We start from the raw sequence: 18,786 nt of genomic DNA on the forward strand, positions 1-18,786 counted from the left end.
GGTACTCACTAGCATGGGTTTCATGCCCTACCGCTCCCCCCTGCTCGACCTCCCCGGACCGATCGCGGCACCCGACGGGCATCCGGAGGAGGGAGTCCCGTGGCATTGGGGAGATCCCTTCGCCGAACAACGGACGGCGACGCGCGGCGCGGTCGTGATCGACCGTTCGCACCGCGAGATCCTGGCCGTGACCGGGGAAGAACGCTTGTCCTGGCTGCATTTGGTGATCTCGCAGCACGTCACCGGACTCGCCGAGGGCACCGGCACCGAAGCGCTCGTGCTGGACAGCCACGGCCGCGTCGACACCCACATGGTCGTCGCGCACGCGGACGGAACGGTGTGGCTGGACAGCGACCGGGGCGCCGTGGCCTCCAGCGCGTTGCCCTCCGGCGGCAAGCAGACCCTGCGCGAGTACCTCGAAGCGATGAAGTTCTGGTCCAAAGTGGACATCCGCGATGTCTCGGACGAGCTGGCGCTGATCACCGTCCTCGGGCCCGACGCGGACCGCGTGCTGACCTCCGTGGGTGTCTCGCCGGCCTCGGACGCGTACTCGGTCGTGTCCCTTCCCGGCGGTTTCGCGCGGCGGATGCCGTGGCCGGGACGGAACAGCGTCGACCTCGCCGTTCCTCGCGCCGAGCTCGCCGATTGGTGGCGCCGCCTGACCGACGCGGGCGCCCGGCCGGCGGGCAGCTGGGCGTTCGACGCGCTGCGGGTCGAGTCGCTGCGGCCGCGGCTGGGGCTCGACACCGACGAGCGCACGATCCCGCACGAGGTGAACTGGGTCGACTCCGCCGCGCACGTGGCGAAGGGTTGCTACCGCGGGCAAGAGACCGTCGCGAAGGTCCACAACGTCGGGCGGCCGCCGCGGTACATGGCGCTGCTGCACCTGGACGGTTCGCCGGAGATCACGCCGGAGACCGGGGACCCGGTGGTCCTCGGCGAACGGACGGTCGGGCGCGTCGGCAGCGTGGTGCAGCACCACGAACTGGGGCCGATCGCGCTGGCGCTGGTCAAACGCTCGACGCAACCGGGCGCCGAACTGCTGGTGGGCGCCGAGGACCGCGTCGTGCAGGCGGCCATCGATCCGGACTCCGTGCCGGGTGAGGCCCCGGCGCCCGGACGGGAAGCGGCTCAGCGGCTGCGAGGGTGACGGCTTTCGTGGCCTTCGCGCACGTTCCAAGTACGTGAAGGCCCCCTTCCTTGCGCCTAAGTGCATGAAGGGGGCCTTCACGTACTTCGGTCCCGCTTCCTGGCCCCGGCGGGGGCTGAAGGACGCTTTCCCCGCATCGCACGCCGCGAAGGACGCTTTCCCCGCATCACACGCGGCGAAAGTCCCCTTCGCACTTATCCACAACTCTGCCCACCTGTGGACAACCCCGCCGACCAGCACTTTTCCCCCGCCGCCCCCGGTAGACTGGACCAGGGGCCGCCCCCGGGACGGGTGGGGGGCGCGCTCTGGAAGGAACCGAAAGAGCGGTGGCGCGCGGGAGGTCTTCGGGAGGGGCGGAGATCCTTGTGGTATCGCGCCCTGCGGAACATTTCCGCTGGAGCGCGATAAGCTACGCGCGTGATCGAAGTCCGGCCCGGTGGTCGCCGTCGTATCGACCGCGTGCTCGGCCCTGGGTATCTCAGCGACCTCGGCGAGCTGACCCTTTCCGTGCTGCGCGAGCGCCGTGACGAGGCCGCGCAGGAGGAGACCGACCTGTCGTACCTGCGGCGGCTGCTGCACGCGCGGATCGACATCGTGCGGGCCGAGCAGGAGCGCCGGAGCTCGGGCGGTGAGAGCAGCGTCGTCGAGCGGCTGGCCGCGATCCTGGCGGACAACGCGATCGGCCCGGCCACGGGTTCGGGCAGGCATCAGCGGCTGGAGCCGTCCCGGGCGGGTGAGCACCGGCGGTTCGCCGAGGCGCTCATCGGTGACACGGACCTTTCCGACGTCAGCACACTCTCGGACGAGAAGCTGGTCAACGCCCTCAACAGGTACGCCGACGAAGAGGTCTCCGTCTCCTCCTACCGCCGTGAGGTGCAGGGCGTGATGGACACGATCAACGCCGAGATCGCAACCCGCTACCGCAAGGGCACGGCGTCCGTCGACGACCTGCTCGACACCGAACGCGGCGGGCCCGAGTGACGAATCCCGTCCTGGTCGAGGTCGTCCGTTCCGGTTTCGTCGAAAGCACGCACCGCGGCGCGCTGGTGATCACAGCCCCGGACGGGTCGGTGCGGTTCTCCGTTGGCGACATCGAGCGGCCGGTCTATCCGCGCTCCTCCAACAAACCGCTCCAGGCCGTCGGGATGCTGCGCGCCGGCCTCACGATCGGCGACGAAGACCTCGCGCTGGGCTGCGGATCGCACAACGGCGAACCCGGCCACGTCGAAGGCGCGCTGTCGATGCTTTCCCGCGCCGGGCTGACCGAGGACGCGCTGGCCTGCCCGCCCGCGTTCCCGCTGCACGAGCCGAGCATGCTCGCCGTGGCCGCGGCCGGGAAACGCCGCGCCGCCATGAACTGCTCCGGCAAGCACGCCGCGATGCTCACGACCTGCACCCAGCTCGGCTGGTCCACCAGCGATTACGCGGCCGTGACCCATCCTCTGCAGAAGGTCATCCAAGCCACCATCGCCGATCTCACCAGCGAGACGATCGAGACCGTCGGCGTCGACGGCTGCGGTGCCCCGCTGTTCGCGTTCTCCCTCACCGGCCTCGCTCGGTCCTTCGGCAGGCTGGTCACCGCGATGGGCGGCCCGGACCGCCGGGTCGCGGACGCCGTCCGCGCGCACCCTTGGCAGGTGGCGGGCACCGGCCGCGAGGACACCGTGCTGATGAAGAACGTCGACGGCCTGTTCTCGAAGGGCGGCGCCGAGGGAGTGCACTCGTTCGCGCTGCCGGACGGCACCGCGCTGGCGTTGAAGATCGACGACGGCGCCGCGCGGGCACGGATCCCGCTGCTGCTCGCGACCCTGCGCCACCTCGGCATCGACCCGGGCGCCGAGGCGGAACAGCTGCCCAAGGCAGCGGTCCTCGGCGGCGGGAAGCCGGTCGGCGAACTGCGGGTCGCCGCCGGTCTCTTCGGCTAGTTCGCGCGTTCCCGCGCGGCCAGGTCGCCCCAGAAGTCGCGCAGGTCGGCGAACAGTTCCGCCAGCTCTTCGACGTTGCCGGTGCGGAGCGCGTCGAGGATGTCGTGCACCTCTTCGGCGGTCGTGTCGGCCTGCAGGATCGAGTCGGCGAAGAGCTGCACGAGGCCGCCGTAGTCGAGTTCGACCGCGGAGCCGGGGTGGAAGCTGTCGAGCCAGCGCCGCGTCTCGGTCAGCACCCGGCCGGGTGCCGAATCGCCGAAGGTCGCTTCGAGCAGGTCACCGACCTCGCGGGCGCGATGCCGCGCGTCGGCGATGGAGACCCGCCACGACACCTCACGCTCGGGATCGTCGCGGCCCTTGCCCAGTTTGACCCGGCGCATCCCGGGATCGAACAGCACGAACCACGGGAGAGGAACGGTCCACGTCGTCGAGAGCGTGTGCGAGGCCGAAGCCGACAAGTCGCCGATGGCGGACTTCGCCCGCGAGCGGATCATGTCGAGCGAAGCGCCGCCCGCGCCGAGCACCGCGTTCTTCAACGCCGGATGCGCGTCGCCGAGGAAGGTCACCAGCGCGGCGGCCGAACGGGCGCGGATCTCCATCGGGCAGATCAGCGGCCCAGGGCCAGCGTCGCCGTGCTCACCTTCCGGTACGTCTTCGGGGTCCAGGACGAGGACGTCGGTGACGAGACTGGGCGCGGCCCTGCCGTCCGCGAGCTCTGCGGGCAACAGCCGTCCGACATGCTGTGACTTGAGCCACAGTGTCTGCTCGCGCTCGCCCGCGGACGAACGATCGAGCCGGGCCGCTTCGACGGCCTCGAGCAGGCGTTCGTCCGGTGGATCACCCAGCGCGAGCAGGGGCTCATAGACGCGGAGATAAGCCGCGAACGGACGGGGCACACGAGCATCGTGGCACGCCGACCTGCGACTATCGCCACCGACCGGCCGGTAACCGGCGTCCGGTGAACACTGTCGCCACCGGCACACCGTGCCACGTCGCATCCAACCCCCCGGACACGGTACGGTGTCAGCAGGAAATAATTGTCGAGACGATGCGGGGCCGCCGATTCCCCCGGCCGCCCCGCCCCTGTGCGAGGGGGTCGAGCCATGGGGCGCGGCCGGGCTAAGGCCAAGCAGACGAAGGTGGCGCGCGAGCTCAAGTACAGCTCGCACGAAACCGACTTCGATGCTTTGCAGCGCGAGCTGTCCAGTAGTTCCTCGGATTACGGGCACGAGGACGACAAGCGGGACGACGACGACCCGTACGACGGGTACGACGAATACCGCCGCTGAGCAGGCGTGACACGCGAGGGTGGGACGGGCTGAACCCCGTGGTCCACCCTCGCGTGTCGCGTGCTGCCCAAAATACGAGGAGGGTTCCGTGTCGGACGTAACGCGGGTAGGTGTCATCGGAGCCGGGCTCATGGGTTCCGGTATCGCCGAGGTGCACGCACGTGCCGGGCTGGACGTGATCATCACCGAGGTGAGCCAGCCGGCGCTGGACTCCGGACGGGCGCGGATCGAGAAGTCGCTGCAACGCGGCGTCAAGAGCGGGAAGCTCTCGCAGGAAGACGCCGACGCGGCGCTCGGACGACTCCGCTTCACCACCGAGATCGGCGAGTTCGCCGACCGCGACCTCGTCATCGAGGCCATCCTGGAACAGGAGCAGGCCAAGGTCGAGGTGTTCCGGTCGCTGGACAAGATCGTCGAACGTGAGGACGCGGTGTTCGCGTCCAACACCTCGTCCATCCCGATCATGAAGCTCGGGATGGCGACCAACCGCCCGCAGCAGGTGGTCGGTATCCACTTCTTCAACCCGGTCCCGGTGCTGCCGCTCGTCGAGCTGGTGCCTTCGCTGCTGACCAGCGACGACACCGCCCGCCGCGCGGAAGAGCACGCGACGACGGCGTTGAACAAGACGGTGATCCGGTCGCAGGACCGCGCCGGGTTCATCGTGAACTCGCTGCTCGTGCCGTATCTGCTTTCGGCGATCCGGATGATCGAGTCGGGCTTCGCCTCGGCGGAGGACATCGACCGCGGTATGGAACTGGGCACCGCGCACCCGATGGGCCCGCTGCGGCTGTCGGACCTGATCGGCCTGGACACCATCAAGGCGATCGCGGACTCGATGTACGCCGAGTTCAAGGAGCCGCTGTACTCCTCGCCGCCGCTGCTGCTGCGCATGGTCGACGCCGGCCTGCTCGGCAAGAAGACCGGCCGCGGGTTCTACAGCTACTCCTGATCCGCGACTTTCGTAGCGGCGGGCGACCACTTCTACGGCTGTCCATGCGACCGGCGCGCCCGGTTGCATGGACGGCGCGAGCACACGCGCCTTAAGGCGCTCACCGTCGCCGGGCTGACCGGCCTCATCGGACTCGCCACCGCGGGCCCGGCTTCCGCGCGTGACCTCCGCGGCGTCCCGAACGAACTCGTGCTGCGCGGCTATCGCTGCGTCGGCGTCGATCTGCCCGGACAACGGCCGGGCGGCCGGCCACGCATGGCCAAGCTCGGCGAACTCCTGGACCTCCACGACCGGCTGGCCCGCCCGCTCCTGCGCGATTAGTCCTCTAAAAGCGGTAGTTGCGCGTGCAAGGACCGCATTTAGAGGACTAGTTGCGAGGGTGGGGCGGAGCCGGTGCGCCGGGTGGGCACCTAGACTTGGGGGCGTGGGACAGGGACAGCTGCGTGCAGGTCTGGTCGGTGCCGGTCCGTGGGCGAAGACGGTGCACGCACCGGGCCTCGCCGATCATCCCGGAACGAGCTTGTGCGCGGTCTGGACCAGGCGTCCCGAAGCCGCCACGGAACTGGCCGAGGCGCACGGCGCCGAGGCCGTCGGCAGTTTCGACGAGCTGCTCGACCAGGTCGACGCGGTCGCGTTCGCCGTGCCGCCCGCCGTTCAGGCGGAGCTGGCCGTCAAGGCGGCTGAGGCGGGCAAGCACCTCATCCTGGAGAAGCCGATCGCCGCGGATCTCGACGGCGCGCGACGTCTCGTGGACGCGGTCGAGGCCGCCGAGGTGGCCGCGCTCGTGGTCCTGACCTTGCGTTTCTCTCCGATGACCCGCGACTGGCTCGACGGGATCAAGGAAGCGGGCGGCTGGCGCGGCGGTGGGGCGCGCTGGCTTTCGGGCGCGCTGCTCGGCGGGCAGTACCAGGATTCGGCGTGGCGGCACGACTCCGGCGCGCTCGCCGACATCGGTCCGCACGCCTTCGATCTGCTGGACGCGGCGCTCGGTGAGATCACCGAAGTGCTCGCCGCCCACCGGAGCGAGGACGATCTGTGGCAGCTCCTGTTCGCCCACGCGGGTGGCGTGACCAGTACGGCGACTCTGTCGTTGCGGCTGCCGATCCAGCCGACGGTCGTCGAAGTGGCCGTTTACGGCGAGCACGGTTACCGCACGCTGGGGCGCAAACCGGGTTCGGCGGGCGAGTCGTACACCGCGCTTCTCGATGATTTCGCCGCGATGGCCGCGAGCGGGACGACGTCGCATCCGTGCGACGTGCGACGCGGACTGCACCTCCAGAAACTGATCGAACGCGCGCGCGAACTCGCCGGGCACGCCAAGTAGTACACAGGTCACTCACAAGGCTTTCCTTGTGAGATAACACCTTCTTCCGGTTGCGCCGCGGCCGTCCACAGGTTTGTCCACAGGCTCCAAAGTGGACGGTCGCCGCCCGGTACCCAGCACGGCGAAGCCTTTTCCGCTACCGGAAAAGATCACCTCTTAGTGCGGTCGCCCCGCCATGCCGAGTCGATCTTGTGATGCGAAGGTGATCTTTGAGCGCTCCGGAAAGGAAGGGCCATGGGCGAGCTGCTCCGCGCTTTCGGCGCGATGATCCCGTTGACGATCACCGCGATTCCTTACGCTTTGCTCGGGTGGCCGCTGCTCGCGGCGCATCGAAGGCGAAGACAAGCTGACCGCTTCTCCGCGTCGGCGACCGCCGCCGTGGACATGACGCTCGCGCTGGCCTGCCTCCTGGTGTTGTGCCTGGTCACGATGCCGGTGACCGGCGCGCAGGGCAGCAGGCTGAGCCTCGAACCCGGCACCGACCTGCGCCTCGCGCTGAGCGACGGCGCCAACCTTTGGCAGGCGCTGGGCAACGTCCTCATGCTGAGCCCGCTCGGCGCGCTGCTCCCGTTGCGGTCCCGCCGTCTGCGGTCACTGGGCCGGATCGCGCTGGGCGCGCTGGCCGTCTCGGTGCTGGTGGAGGGCACGCAATATCTGATCCAGGCGGGCAGGGTGACCTCCGCCGACGACATCCTCCTGAACACGCTGGGCGCCGTGATCGGCGCCGCGGTGAGCAAACGTCTCTGGCACCGGCTGGACGTCCGGCCACCGGTGAAGATCCCGGTGCAGGTCCGGCGGGTGTGCGACGCCCCCGTCCGGCTGCGGGTCCCGAGGTCGGTGTGGGACGAGCGCTATTCGGGCATCGCGCATCCGCAGCGGCGGTAATCCGGTTGACCGCCGTGCGAAAGTGATCGCGAAAGCCTTCATACCAAGAAAGAGGGATGCCTCATGCCTGACGCCTTCAGCGGCGTCGGCACGAGCTAGCCGGCGCTCACGCCAGCTCCACCACGCACGCGGATCTCCCGTGCGTCTCTTCCTCTTGCCCGAAAGGCTTGTCCACCAGTGCGTTCAGACACGATCGATGCTCTGCAGTCCTACATCCGCACCACCGCGGCGAACTTCCGCGAAACCGAGCGGATCGGGCCGTTCCTGGCCACCTTCACCACCGGGAACGACCACATGTTCCTCAACTACGCGATCCCCGACAACGGCGGGAAGCCCACCGCGCAGGACGTCGCGAAGCTGACCGAGACGTTCCGCGCACGCGGGCTCACGCCGCGGCTGGAGTTCCTGACCGAGGCCGCTCCCGAGGCCGAAGCCGTGCTCGTCGAAGGCGGCTACACCTTGGAACGGCGGATCCCGTTGATGGTCTGCCCGCCGGGGCAGGTCGTCGGGCAGCCGATTCCCGGCGGGATCGTCCTGAAGACACCCGTCACCCCCGCCGAACTCCGGCTGATGATCCGGGCGCAGACCGTGGCGTTCGGCGAACCCGACCCCGGTGAGCACGCCGAGCCGTCCTCTTCCCAGCTGAACGGCGAGACGATCTCGGTCATGGCGCTCACCGAAACCGGTGAATGTGTCGGCGGTGGGGTCGCGACGGCGGTCCTCGACGGCGCGAGTGAAATAGCGGGGATCGGGGTCCTCGACGGGTACCGGCAGCGCGGGATCGCCGCGGCGCTGACCGAGCACCTGGCCCGTGAGGCCCATGCCCGTGGCGGCGAGTCGGTGTTCCTGACGCCGGGCGCCGGGCAGGCGGAGCGCGTCTACGGCCGGGTCGGCTTCGAGACCGTGGCCGAGTGCGTGCACCTGTCAATCATCTGAGTAACCGCTGCGGCGTGACTTCTTGACATCGCCGCGGCGCTTCTTCGAGGCCAGGCGGCGTTCCTTCGAACCTCTCGAAGGTTTGGTGGGACGCCGCTTGGCGGCCGGGGGCGCCGACGCGTCGGCCAGCAACATCACCAGCCGCGCCCGCGCGGCTTCCCGGTTCATCAACTGGGAGCGGTGTTCGGACGCGGCGATCGTGACGACGCCGTCGACCAGACGCGACGAAAGCCGGTCCAGCATCCGGGCCCGGAGATGTTCCGGGATCGAAGCCGAACCGGCCACGTCGAAGGAAAGTTCGACCCGCGAGTCCGTGGTGTTCACGCCCTGCCCACCCGGGCCCGAAGACCGGGAGAACCGTTCGCTCAATTCGGCACCCGGGATCACGAACCGGGTACCGATCACCACGTCATCAGCCACGGACCCAGTGTGTCACCTGAGTCCAAGCAGATTTAGAAGCGCGGGTGGTCACCGGAAAGCACGGCGCGCGGGCCGTCCGGGTCCTCCGCGGGCTGCACGTCGCCGAGGATCCACGCCGGCACGTGCCGCGCGGTCAGCATCGCGAGCGCGCGATCGACGTCGTCGGGACCGACGATCGCGACCATGCCGACGCCCATGTTGAACGTCTTCTCCAGTTCGGCGCGCTCGACCTTGCCGCGGTGCCCGATCAGCGCGAACACCGGCGCCGGGGTCCAGGTGCCGCGTTCGAGCTTCGCGACCAGGCCGCGCGGCATGACCCGGGCGAGGTTCTGTTCCAGCCCACCACCGGTGACGTGCGCGAACGTGCGGACGTCGGCCTCGGCGACCAGCGCGAGACAGTCCTTCGCGTAGATCCTGGTCGGCTCCAGCATCTCCTCGCCCAGCGAGCGGCCGAACTCCTCGACGTGCCCGTCGAGCGGCATGCGCGCGATCTCCAGCAGCACGCGCCGGGCGAGCGAGTAACCGTTCGAGTGCAGGCCGGACGAGCCGAGCGCGAGGACGACGTCGCCGGGGCGGACCCGCTCCGGGCCGAGCACCTTCGACGCTTCGACGACGCCGATGCCGGTGCCCGAAAGGTCGTAGTCGTGCTCGCCCATCAGGCCGGGGTGCTCCGCGGTCTCGCCGCCGAGCAGCGCGCAGCCCGCCTGGACACACCCTTCGGCGATGCCGCCGACCAGTGCCGCGATCTTCTCCGGCACGACCTTGCCGACGGCGATGTAGTCCTGCATGAACAGCGGCTCGGCACCGGTGACGACCAGGTCGTCGACGACCATCGCGACCAGGTCGATGCCGACGGTGTCGTGCTTGTCGAGCGCCTGCGCGACGGCGATCTTGGTGCCGACCCCGTCGGTCGACGAGGCCAGCACCGGCTCTTTCCACTTGTCCAGCTTCAGGGAGAACAGCCCGGCGAAACCGCCGACCCCGCCCATCACCTCGGGCCTGGTGGCCCTCTCGGCGTGCGGTTTGAGCAGCTCAACGGCTTTGTCACCGGCGTCGATGCTGACCCCGGCGGCGGCGTACGTGGCGCTCGTGGACTCGCTCACGGAAGCGGACTCCAACTCTGGAAGAAAGGACTAGGGACGCCGGATGGCGTCTTCAGCACCGTACCCGGCAGCGCTGACGGGCTTCGCCGCGCCATTGACCGAGTCCATGCTCTCCAGCAGGTGCTTCCCGATCAGCGCGTCCTCGGGGAGCGCGATCGGGTACTCGCCGGAGAAGCAGGCGGTGCACAGGCGCGACTTCGGCTGCTCCGAAGCCGCGACCAGCCCGTCCAGGGAGATGTAGCCCAAGGTGTCCGCGCCGATGGAGCGGCGGATGCCGTCGAGGTCGACGCCGTTGGCCACCAGCTCGGCGCGGGACGCGAAGTCGATCCCGTAGAAACACGGCCAGCGGACGGGCGGCGACGCGATCCGGACGTGCACCTCGAGCGCGCCGGCTTCCCGCAGCATGCGGACCAGCGCGCGCTGGGTGTTGCCGCGGACGATGGAGTCGTCGACCACGACGAGCCGCTTGCCGCGGATGACGTCGCGCAGCGGGTTCAGCTTCAACCGGATGCCCAGCTGGCGGATGGTCTGCGACGGCTGGATGAAGGTGCGGCCGACGTAGGCGTTCTTCACCAGGCCCGTGCCGTAGGGAATGCCGGAGCCCTGCGCGTAGCCGATGGCGGCCGGGGTGCCGGATTCGGGCACCGGCATGACCAGGTCGGCGTCCGCCGGGTGCTCGCCGGCGAGTTTGCGGCCGATCTCGACGCGGGTGGCGTGCACGCTGCGGCCGGCGATCGAGGTGTCGGGGCGCGCGAGGTAGACGTACTCGAAGACGCAGCCCTTGGGCTCGGGGTTCGCGAACCGCGAGGAGCGCAGGCCCTCGGCGTTGATCGCGATGAGCTCACCGGGCTCGACCTCGCGGACGAACGACGCGCCGCAGATGTCCAGCGCGGCCGTCTCGCTCGCGACCACCCAGCCGCGTTCGAGCCTGCCGAGCACCAGCGGGTGCACACCGTGCGGGTCACGCGCGGCGTACAGCGTGGACTCGTCGGCGAAGACCAGGCAGAAGGCGCCCTTGAGGGTGGGCAGCAGTTCCAGCGCGGCGGCTTCGATGCCCTTGTCCGCGGCGTTGGCCGCGAGCAGTCCGCACACCAGGTCGGAGTCACTGGACGAACCGGTCAGACCGAGGTGCGGTTTGATGCCGGCGGCGACCGTGCGATCGCGGAGTTCGGCGGTGTTGACCAGGTTTCCGTTGTGCGCGAAAGACAGTCCGCTGCCCGTCGCGGTGGTCCGGAAGATCGGCTGTGCGTTCTCCCAGATGGTCGCGCCGGTGGTCGAGTAGCGGCAGTGCCCGACGGCGATGTGTCCCTGCAGCGACTGCAGAACCTGCTCGTCGAACACCTGACTGACCAGGCCGAGATCCTTGAAGACGACGATCTGCGAACCGTCGGAGACCGAGATGCCGGCCGCTTCCTGGCCGCGGTGCTGAAGTGCGTAGAGCCCGTAGTAGGTCAGCTTCGCGACCTCTTCTCCGGGCGCCCAGACACCGAAGACGCCGCATTCCTCGCGGGGTTCCGGATCGGGTTGGTCGGTCACGGGCTGTCCGGCGAGGGACGGGTCGGAAACCACCGAGGTGCTCCCAGGGGAGAAGAGGGCAGGCCGCCACCAGTGTAAACGGTGGGCCGGAGATCAACGCGCCGTGCGACGTGGCACTGGACACGCTTCAACTGACTACCGTGAGTGAGATCGCGTCCATGATCGCCTGCCGGGACGCGGACGGCGTTCAATGACCGTGAGTGACGGGCGGGTGTCAAGACCCGCCACTCACGACCCCCGACCAGCCGACCGCTCCCCCTCGACAGAGGCGGTCGACTGTGCATTGGGGTGTCGGAGATCAGCTGGCGGCCAGCCACTTGGACGTGCCGCCGCGGCCAGGGACCCAGCAGCCCTTGGTCGCGGTCTCCGGGAGGAACAGCGAGCCGGGCGTCCGCTCGTCCGGGAGCGCGAGCAGTGCCGTCAGCACCGTCGCCGCGTCGCCGGCGGATCGCCACAGCCACATTTCCGGTTCGAGGATGTCTTCCTCGGTACCCGGCATACGGGTCGCGACCACGTCGTCCTCGGCGTTGAGCCGGACCACGTCGACCACGTTGTCGTGGACTCGCACGCCGACCACGGCCATGACCTCGCCGTTCGCGTCGCACGGGTGCACGAACTGGTACCCGCGGTGGATCAGTTCCTGCAGGCCGCTTTCGATATCGGTGATTTCCGCGGTGATGGTGTCACCCGAGAACATCATCGAATTCGCCGTCCTTGGCACCCGCGAGGAACGCGGCCATCTCGGCCTGGGTGTAGATCAGTGCCGGCCCGGTCGGGAAGCGCGAGTTGCGCATCGCGATCTCTCCGGACGCGAGCGGAGCCACCTCGACGCAGTTGCCGATCGCGTTGCTGTAGCTCGCTTTGCGCCAGTGCGCACCGGTAAGACGATCGGCCGGGATGCCGTTGTCGAACTGTTCAGCCATGGTCCCCACCTTCCCCGACGAAGCTTGAGTGATACCGCTTTGGGCGATGCATCTGCATGTGCATTTGCTTGTGATCCCAAAGTTAGCACGTGTGACTGCAGCGGTAAATGCACGTGCAGAAGTTTTTGCAGTATTCGCATACCGTGATGACAAAGGTCCCCGTGAGCCCCACTAACGTGTGAGGACCATCGACCCCATTGGGTGAACAACTACCGCTTGTGGCGAGACTTTCGGGTGTACGCAAGAAAACCCCGGCCGTCACCGGGACGGCGGCGAACCCCACAACGGTGAGCGGCTCAGATTTCCGCGCGGCGCTTCAGGAGCATCTGGCGGCTGCGGTCCGGCGTCTCCGCGTCGACCGCGAGCATGTCCAGCGCCCGGCTGTACCGCTCGATCTCGTCGCGCTTGTCGATGTAGTGCGCGCCGGTCAGGTATTCGGTGTAGGCGATGTTCGGCAGTTCCTCTTCCGCGAACCTGAGCAGCGAGAACGCGCTGTCCGCGGAGTAGCCGCTCCGGTCGAACGGGAGGACCTGAACCGAGATGTTCGGCTGCTGGATCATCTCCAGCAGGTAGTCGATCTGGCCCTTCAGCACGTCACGATCGCCGATCGGGCGGTGGAGCACCGACTCGTCGAGCACCAGCCACAACCGGGGCGCGTCCGGCCGGGAGAGCATCTTCTGGCGCCGCATCCGCAGCGCGACCCGGCGATCGATCTGCTCGTTGACCATGTCCTTGCGGCCGTGGCTCATGATCGCCCGCGCGTAGTCCTCGGTCTGCAGCAGGCCCGTGACGTACAGCGGCTCCCAGACCTGGATCCGGGCCGCGGCCTCTTCGAGCCCGACGAGGTCGTTGAACCAGCTCGGCATCAGGTCGCCGTAGCGGCGCCACCAACCCGGCTCGTTCGACTCCTTGACCATGTCGAGGAACAGCTGCCGCTCGTCGGGATCGGTCATCCCGTACATGGTCAGCAGATCGGCGACGTCGCGTTCCTTGAAGCCCACGCGGCCGAGTTCGAGACGGCTGATCTTCGACTCGGAGCCGCGGATGCTGTAGCCGGCCTCCTGGCGAGTGATCCCCGCGTCCTCGCGCATCCGGCGGAGCTGTGAGCCGAGGATCATCCGCCGCGCGGTGGGACCCAGGGACTGCTCACCGCCGGACGGGGTGACCGCGTTCATCGACCGGGGACCTTTCGTACGCCAACACTCGCCAGGGGAACTAGCCGATTACTGAAAGTACACGTTTGGACCTCGACACGACAGGGATGGCTCGGTTTACCCGCCGCGTACGTGGTTCTACTCTACGTAGAGTCCGAGACTTCCGACACAGTTTTGTGAGGTTCAAGATGCCCGACGCCCCGCCCCGGACGGAACGAGTGCCTGTGGGTGTCGACCCGACGCGGGCCAGCATCGCCCGGGTGTACGACGCCTTCCTCCTCGGCAAGGACAACTACGAGATCGACCGGGAGGTGCTGCGGAAGGTCCAGCAGGCGGCCCCCGAAGCGCAGGACCTGGCGACCGAGAACCGCGGCTTCCTGATCCGCGCGTGCCGGTTCCTCGCCAGCCAGACGGGCATCACCCAGTTCCTCGACCTGGGATCCGGCCTGCCGACGGCCGAGAACACGCACCAGGTCGTGCAGCGGATCAACCCCGAGATCAAGGTCGTCTACGTCGACAACGACCCGGTCGTGCTCGCCCACGGGCGGGCCCTGCTCGAAGAGAACGAGAACACCCACTTCGTCTCGGACGACATCTTCGAGCCGGAGCGGATCCTGGCGAACCCGGACATCGTCCGGCACATCGACTTCACGCAGCCGATCGCGTTGCTGCAGCTCGGGACCCTGCACCACTTCAACGGGCCGAAAGAGCAGCCCGCCAAGATCATGAAGAAGTACATCGACGCGCTGCCGTCGGGTTCGTACGTCGCGATCTCGCACTTCTCCGACCCTCAGGACGACTTGTCCGAGGTCGCGCGCAAGATGGAGGACTTCTTCATCCACAGCCCGATGGGCTCGGGCACCTTCCGCACCCAGGACGAGATCAAGGAGCTGTTCCACGATCTCGAGATGATCGAGCCCGGCGTCAAGCTGTGCGCCGACTGGTGGCCGGACGGCCCGCGGATCAAGGAGCTGAACACCGCGCAGCGGACGATCTCGGGCGGGATCGGCCGGAAGGCGTAACCCCAGGTCCCGGATGTGCAATGAAAGTCCCCTTCATTGCGAAATGTGCAATGAAGGGGACTTTCATTGCATCCGGGGACAGGTTCAGAGGCGAACCAGCGGCAGCCAGTGGGCCAGATCGGCCCGGCTCCCGGAGGCGGTGACCCGCCCCGACTCGACGGCTTCGGCCCAGCCGAGCCGCCCGGTCGCCAGTTCCAACCACGTGCGCGGATCCGTTTCGACGACGTTCGGCGGCGTCCCGCGCGTATGACGCAATCCTTCGACACACTGCACCGCCGCGAACGGCGGCACCCGCACTTCGACACTCTTCCCCGGGGCGTCCGCGGCCAGCGTCCGCAGACTCAGCCGCACCGCCGCGGCCAGCTCAGGACGGGCGGGCTCCGGCCCGGATCCGCTCAACCAGGGGGAAATCGCCGTGATCGTGGCACGTAACTCAGCGGGGTCGACCGAACGCGAAGAGGCCATGGGAGAACAGTAGAGTGAGCGCGAACAAACCTTCAGGCACCCGGAACGTGGGGATGGCGATGGCGCAGCGGGACGAGGCGGATCGGTTGGCGTCGAGCCCGGCGGGCAAGCGGAAACCGGGCAAGCCGAAGATCACCGAAGAGATGCGCGCCAACGCCAGGGCCAATCCGAACAGCTGGCTTTACGTCATCGACGAGGCCTTCGACCCCGACGGCCCGGTGCCGTCCTGGGCGGTCGTCGGCGCGTACCCGGTGAACGGCGCGGGCGAGATCGTCGAGGACTTCCACCCCAACGACCGCTACCGCCCCTCGCCCAAGGCGCTCGGTTTCCCGGAGCCGCGCAACGAGCTCGAGCAGTTGCTGCAGCTGGTGCGTACGAACCACCGCCCGGCCGCCGACCTGCCCCGGGTCTTCCTCGACTCGACGCTGTTCGTCTACGCCCTTTCCCCGGTGCAGCGCACGGTCATCGGCTTCCACAACACCGACGGCCAGGTGCTGGTGCCCGCCTACACGGCGAAGGCGCTGGTCCCGCGCGAATGGCCGCACGCCCGCGCGGTGCTGGGCCGGGACATGGTCCCGCTGCTCGCCGGGCACCCCGTGACCATCAATCCGCATGATCGGCTCACCGCGATCGTCCCCTCGGAGCACCTCGACAAAGCCCTTTCGGACGAGCGTCGCTAGGGCTCGATTAACCCACTCGGCCCAATTTTTTCCGCCTGAAGGCAACTCTTTCGAGTGATGTTCGAGTCGCTGATTCCCTTGTCACGGGGGATCGTGGCGACGTGATGAGTCGCAGAGTGTGTTCAAAAGGCTGGGGGGCCGTCCTCGCGGCGGGGGTCTTGCTGCTCGCGCAGACCCCCGCCATCGCACGGGAAGCGGGGCCCAGATACGACGGGGCCGAGGAGCACTACGCCGGTTCACAGATCGCGCTGCACGAAGGCGTCAACGTGTCGGTCGGGCCGCTGTACGGCGGCGAAGCGCAGACGCTCGGTCACGACGTCAGCGGACATCAGGGCGATGTCGACTGGCCCGGCGCGGCCAGGACCGGCGCGAAGTTCGTCTACGTGAAGGCGACCGAGGGCACCGGATTCGTCAATCCCCGGTTTCCTCAGCAGTACAACGGTTCTTTCGGTGTCGACATGATCCGCGGCGCGTACCACTTCGCACGTCCCGACATCTCGGACGGCGCCGCGCAGGCGCATTACTTCGTCGACCACGGCGGCGGCTGGTCCGGTGACGGCAAGACGCTGCCGGGCGCGCTCGACGTCGAGTACAACCCGTACGGCGAAACCTGTTACGGCAGGACGCCGGCGCAAATGGTCGCTTGGATGGCGTCGTTCGCCGAGACCTATCTCTGGCGGACCGGACGGCATCCGGCGATCTACACGTCGACGAGCTGGTGGAAGCGCTGTACCGGGAACAGCAACGTGTTCTGGCAGAACCCGCTGTGGATCGCGCGCTACAACACGGAGATCGGCGAGCTGCCCGCCAGCTGGAAGACCCACACCATTTGGCAGTTCTCGAACAAGGGCAGCCTGCCCGGCGATCAGAACTGGTTCAACGGCACGGAAGATCGCGTACGCGCGATGTCGATCGGCTGAACTCTCACCCGACCGGGTGTTACAAGATCACAGAACACCGTCCAGATGGAAATGAAAATCACCCACGCATAGCATCAATTTCACGGAAGTTAGTGACAAACCCGGCACTCGTCGTCAACAATCGTGCCCGGACGGCTACCTGCAGTTAGTCGTCCTCAGCGAGGGTTATCCGTGAAGGGATTGTCGTATGCGCACTTCCCGAAGAGTCACCATCGCCGTCGGTTCCGCGCTGCTCCTGCTCAGCAGCACGGTCCAGGCGTCGGCCGCCCCGTCCCCGGAGATCATGTCGATCGAACAGGATCTCGTGCGGAACGACCACACGATCGGATCGCAGATCCGGCGGGTCGAGGGCGACACCTCCACCCCGGAGTCCAAGGAAAAGGCGGCCCGGCCGCAGCCTGAAGCCGGCGTGCTCGCGACAGTCGCGGGGATGGACGTCGCCAGCTACCAGCAGAACGTCGACTGGGCCTACTGGTGGGGTCAGGGCAAGCGCTTCGTGTGGACGAAGGCCACCGAGGGCACGAGCTACAAGAACCCGTACTTCGCCCAGCAGTACAACGGTTCCTACAACCAGGGCTTCATCCGCGGCGCGTATCACTTCGCCCTGCCCAACGTCTCCGGCGGCGCGGCGCAGGCCGACTTCTTCGTCAACAACGGCGGAGGCTGGTCCAAGGACGGCAAGACCCTGCCGGGCGCGCTGGACATGGAGTACAACCCGTACGGCGCCACCTGTTACGGCCTGAGCCAGGCGTCCATGGGGGCATGGATCCGGGCGTTCCACGACCGCTACCAGCAGCGCACCGGCCGCTGGCCCGTCATCTACACCTCGACGAGCTGGTGGAACACCTGTGTCGGCACGTCGCAGAACTTCGGTGGCACGGTCCCGCTGTGGATCGCGCGGTACGCGTCCACCGTGGGCGCCCTTCCCAACGGCTGGGGCTTCTACACCGTGTGGCAGTACACCTCGAGCCCGCTCGACCAGAACACCTTCAACGGCGCCTACGACCGCTTGCAGGCACTGGCCAACGGCTGAGCTGCGCATTTCGTGAACAACCGGCTCCCGGCCCGCTCGTCCCGAAGGACGAGCGGGCCGGGAGCCGCTTTCTCGCGCGAGGTACCTTTCCGAGCAGAAACCCCTGGCACGGGCGGATCCGGAACCAGCGCCGACCGTCGGCCGTCTGATCTCCAGCCTCAGGCCCCAGCACGGAAGGCGTGACCGATGACCTACCCACCCCAGCCAGGCCAGCCCTACGGCCAGGATCCCCAGGGACAGCAGCCCGGCGGGCCTCCGCAGCCGGGTGGCTGGGACCAGACGCAGCAGTACGGTCAGCCTCAGCAGTACGGGCAGCAGCAGGGCTGGGACCAGACCCAGCAGTACCAGCAGCAGCCCCAGCAGGGTTGGGACCCGAACGCGCAGCAGCAGCCTCAACAGGGCTGGGACCAGACGCAGCAGTATCAGCAGCCCCAGCAAGGCTGGGACCCGAACGCGCAGCAGCAGGGCTGGGACCCGAACAACCCGGGCTACCCGCAGGGTTACGGCGGCCCGCCCGCGCCGCCGTCGAAGAGCAAGACCGGGCTGATCATCGGGATCGTGATCGGCCTGGTCGTGCTGATCGCCTTCGGTGTCACCGGTTTCCTCGCGCCGGGCTTCCTGCTCAGCAAGGACGACGGCAACAACACGGCCGCGCCGCCGCCCGCGTCGTCGTCGAGCAAGGCGCCGACTTCCGCGCCGAAGAGCAGCCCGAAGTCGAGCGCGCCCAAGAGCAGCCCGAAGAGCACCGAAAGCGGGGGCACGGGTTCCGAAGGCAACCCGAAGGGCGTCCAGAACCTCAAGGACTTCCTGGCCAAGGTGAGCGCCGGGGACAAGGCGGGCGCGCTGTCGCTGGTCTGCGCGGACATGAAGGCGACCATGGGCGACTCGATCGACATCATGGCCCCGGCGCCGTCGCAGCTGGAGGTCACCTCGACCGCGGGCATCGGTGACGGTTTCATCACCGGTGACATCGAAGGCACGGTCAAGGGCAAGAAGGTGAGCGGGTCGGGGATCTCTTCGGACGACAACCCGGACAAGTCCTTCTGTGTCCGCAACTTCTTCGTATTCTGAG

General features: G+C 68.2%; 22 protein-coding genes. 14 read left to right on the forward strand and 8 right to left on the reverse strand.

Annotated features, from left to right (window positions below):
• Positions 1–22: 22 nt before the first annotated feature.
• The 3 genes from ygfZ to ACZ5IK_RS35835 all read left to right on the forward strand — a co-directional run bounded on the left by ygfZ (position 23) and on the right by ACZ5IK_RS35835 (position 3,075).
• Positions 23–1,150 carry a CAF17-like 4Fe-4S cluster assembly/insertion protein YgfZ gene (ygfZ, locus tag ACZ5IK_RS35825; RefSeq protein ID WP_465491715.1) on the forward strand — a complete coding sequence of 376 codons (1,128 nt, stop codon included), beginning with the start codon at positions 23–25 and terminating at the stop codon, positions 1,148–1,150.
• 417 nt (positions 1,151–1,567) lie between these two features.
• Positions 1,568–2,131: an RsiG family protein gene (locus ACZ5IK_RS35830; RefSeq protein WP_400939987.1), complete on the forward strand. Its 564-nt coding sequence runs from the start codon at positions 1,568–1,570 to the stop codon at positions 2,129–2,131.
• Complete coding sequence (locus tag ACZ5IK_RS35835) at positions 2,128–3,075, forward strand: asparaginase (protein WP_465491716.1); 948 nt, start codon at positions 2,128–2,130, stop codon at positions 3,073–3,075. The genes ACZ5IK_RS35830 and ACZ5IK_RS35835 overlap by 4 nt, the downstream gene beginning before the upstream one ends.
• Here the strand turns inward: ACZ5IK_RS35835 and ACZ5IK_RS35840 are convergent.
• Positions 3,072–3,971, reverse strand: a complete 900-nt coding sequence (locus ACZ5IK_RS35840; protein WP_465491717.1) for a DUF8083 family protein — start codon at positions 3,969–3,971, stop codon at positions 3,072–3,074. The two genes, ACZ5IK_RS35835 and ACZ5IK_RS35840, sit on opposite strands and share 4 nt — an antisense overlap.
• A gap of 207 nt (positions 3,972–4,178) precedes the next feature.
• On the opposite strand from ACZ5IK_RS35840, the gene ACZ5IK_RS35845 reads away from it, so the two are divergent.
• From ACZ5IK_RS35845 to ACZ5IK_RS35870, 6 genes are all read left to right on the forward strand, one after another.
• The gene (locus tag ACZ5IK_RS35845; RefSeq protein WP_020632289.1) at positions 4,179–4,364 is read left to right on the forward strand and encodes a DUF3073 domain-containing protein; all 186 of its coding nucleotides are present in this window, start codon (positions 4,179–4,181) and stop codon (positions 4,362–4,364) included.
• Between the two features lie 88 nt (positions 4,365–4,452).
• Positions 4,453–5,313: a 3-hydroxybutyryl-CoA dehydrogenase gene (locus ACZ5IK_RS35850; RefSeq protein ID WP_101611267.1), complete on the forward strand. Its 861-nt coding sequence runs from the start codon at positions 4,453–4,455 to the stop codon at positions 5,311–5,313.
• A gap of 63 nt (positions 5,314–5,376) precedes the next feature.
• Complete coding sequence (locus ACZ5IK_RS35855; protein ID WP_465491718.1) at positions 5,377–5,634, forward strand: hypothetical protein; 258 nt, start codon at positions 5,377–5,379, stop codon at positions 5,632–5,634.
• A gap of 103 nt (positions 5,635–5,737) precedes the next feature.
• Positions 5,738–6,637: a Gfo/Idh/MocA family protein gene (locus ACZ5IK_RS35860; protein ID WP_101611271.1), complete on the forward strand. Its 900-nt coding sequence runs from the start codon at positions 5,738–5,740 to the stop codon at positions 6,635–6,637.
• Positions 6,638–6,871: 234 nt separating this feature from the next.
• Positions 6,872–7,522: a VanZ family protein gene (locus ACZ5IK_RS35865; RefSeq protein WP_465491719.1), complete on the forward strand. Its 651-nt coding sequence runs from the start codon at positions 6,872–6,874 to the stop codon at positions 7,520–7,522.
• 177 nt (positions 7,523–7,699) lie between these two features.
• On the forward strand, positions 7,700–8,458 hold the full coding sequence (locus tag ACZ5IK_RS35870; protein ID WP_465491720.1) for a GNAT family N-acetyltransferase: 759 nt from the start codon (positions 7,700–7,702) through the stop codon (positions 8,456–8,458).
• Here ACZ5IK_RS35870 and arfB read toward each other — a convergent pair.
• From arfB to ACZ5IK_RS35900, 6 genes are all read right to left on the reverse strand, one after another.
• Positions 8,447–8,878 carry an alternative ribosome rescue aminoacyl-tRNA hydrolase ArfB gene (gene arfB / locus ACZ5IK_RS35875; RefSeq protein ID WP_233222919.1) on the reverse strand — a complete coding sequence of 144 codons (432 nt, stop codon included), beginning with the start codon at positions 8,876–8,878 and terminating at the stop codon, positions 8,447–8,449. The two genes, ACZ5IK_RS35870 and arfB, sit on opposite strands and share 12 nt — an antisense overlap.
• A 32-nt stretch (positions 8,879–8,910) precedes the next feature.
• Positions 8,911–9,981: a phosphoribosylformylglycinamidine cyclo-ligase gene (gene purM, locus ACZ5IK_RS35880; RefSeq protein ID WP_101613593.1), complete on the reverse strand. Its 1,071-nt coding sequence runs from the start codon at positions 9,979–9,981 to the stop codon at positions 8,911–8,913.
• 30 nt (positions 9,982–10,011) lie between these two features.
• Positions 10,012–11,550, reverse strand: coding sequence for an amidophosphoribosyltransferase (purF, locus tag ACZ5IK_RS35885; RefSeq protein ID WP_101611275.1), 1,539 nt, complete (start codon positions 11,548–11,550; stop codon positions 10,012–10,014).
• Between the two features lie 265 nt (positions 11,551–11,815).
• Entirely contained in the window at positions 11,816–12,217 is a 402-nt protein-coding gene (locus tag ACZ5IK_RS35890) for a hypothetical protein (RefSeq protein ID WP_465491721.1), read from the reverse strand.
• Positions 12,201–12,440: a DUF397 domain-containing protein gene (locus ACZ5IK_RS35895; RefSeq protein ID WP_037320466.1), complete on the reverse strand. Its 240-nt coding sequence runs from the start codon at positions 12,438–12,440 to the stop codon at positions 12,201–12,203. The genes ACZ5IK_RS35890 and ACZ5IK_RS35895 overlap by 17 nt, the downstream gene beginning before the upstream one ends.
• A gap of 296 nt (positions 12,441–12,736) precedes the next feature.
• Positions 12,737–13,615 (reverse strand): helix-turn-helix domain-containing protein, encoded by an 879-nt coding sequence (locus tag ACZ5IK_RS35900; protein ID WP_465491722.1) that lies wholly within the window; start codon positions 13,613–13,615, stop codon positions 12,737–12,739.
• Positions 13,616–13,818: 203 nt separating this feature from the next.
• Between ACZ5IK_RS35900 and ACZ5IK_RS35905 the strand changes: the two genes are divergently transcribed.
• A complete protein-coding gene (locus ACZ5IK_RS35905) occupies positions 13,819–14,616 on the forward strand; it encodes an SAM-dependent methyltransferase (protein ID WP_465491723.1) in 798 nt (265 codons plus the stop codon).
• An 84-nt stretch (positions 14,617–14,700) separates the two neighbouring features.
• Here the strand turns inward: ACZ5IK_RS35905 and ACZ5IK_RS35910 are convergent, their stop codons facing one another.
• Positions 14,701–15,081, reverse strand: a complete 381-nt coding sequence (locus ACZ5IK_RS35910) for a sterol carrier family protein (protein WP_465491724.1) — start codon at positions 15,079–15,081, stop codon at positions 14,701–14,703.
• Between the two features lie 53 nt (positions 15,082–15,134).
• Between ACZ5IK_RS35910 and ACZ5IK_RS35915 the strand changes: the two genes are divergently transcribed.
• The 4 genes from ACZ5IK_RS35915 to ACZ5IK_RS35930 all read left to right on the forward strand — a co-directional run bounded on the left by ACZ5IK_RS35915 (position 15,135) and on the right by ACZ5IK_RS35930 (position 18,785).
• Positions 15,135–15,761, forward strand: coding sequence for a type VII secretion system-associated protein (locus ACZ5IK_RS35915; RefSeq protein ID WP_410605070.1), 627 nt, complete (start codon positions 15,135–15,137; stop codon positions 15,759–15,761).
• Positions 15,762–15,865: 104 nt separating this feature from the next.
• The gene (locus ACZ5IK_RS35920; RefSeq protein ID WP_465491762.1) at positions 15,866–16,681 is read left to right on the forward strand and encodes a lysozyme; all 816 of its coding nucleotides are present in this window, start codon (positions 15,866–15,868) and stop codon (positions 16,679–16,681) included.
• 187 nt (positions 16,682–16,868) lie between these two features.
• Positions 16,869–17,714, forward strand: a complete 846-nt coding sequence (locus ACZ5IK_RS35925; protein ID WP_465491725.1) for a lysozyme — start codon at positions 16,869–16,871, stop codon at positions 17,712–17,714.
• 186 nt (positions 17,715–17,900) lie between these two features.
• On the forward strand, positions 17,901–18,785 hold the full coding sequence (locus ACZ5IK_RS35930; protein ID WP_410662639.1) for a flagellar basal body-associated FliL family protein: 885 nt from the start codon (positions 17,901–17,903) through the stop codon (positions 18,783–18,785).
• Position 18,786: the final 1 nt, after the last annotated feature.

The organism is Amycolatopsis sp. NPDC031561 (genome assembly GCF_055580625.1).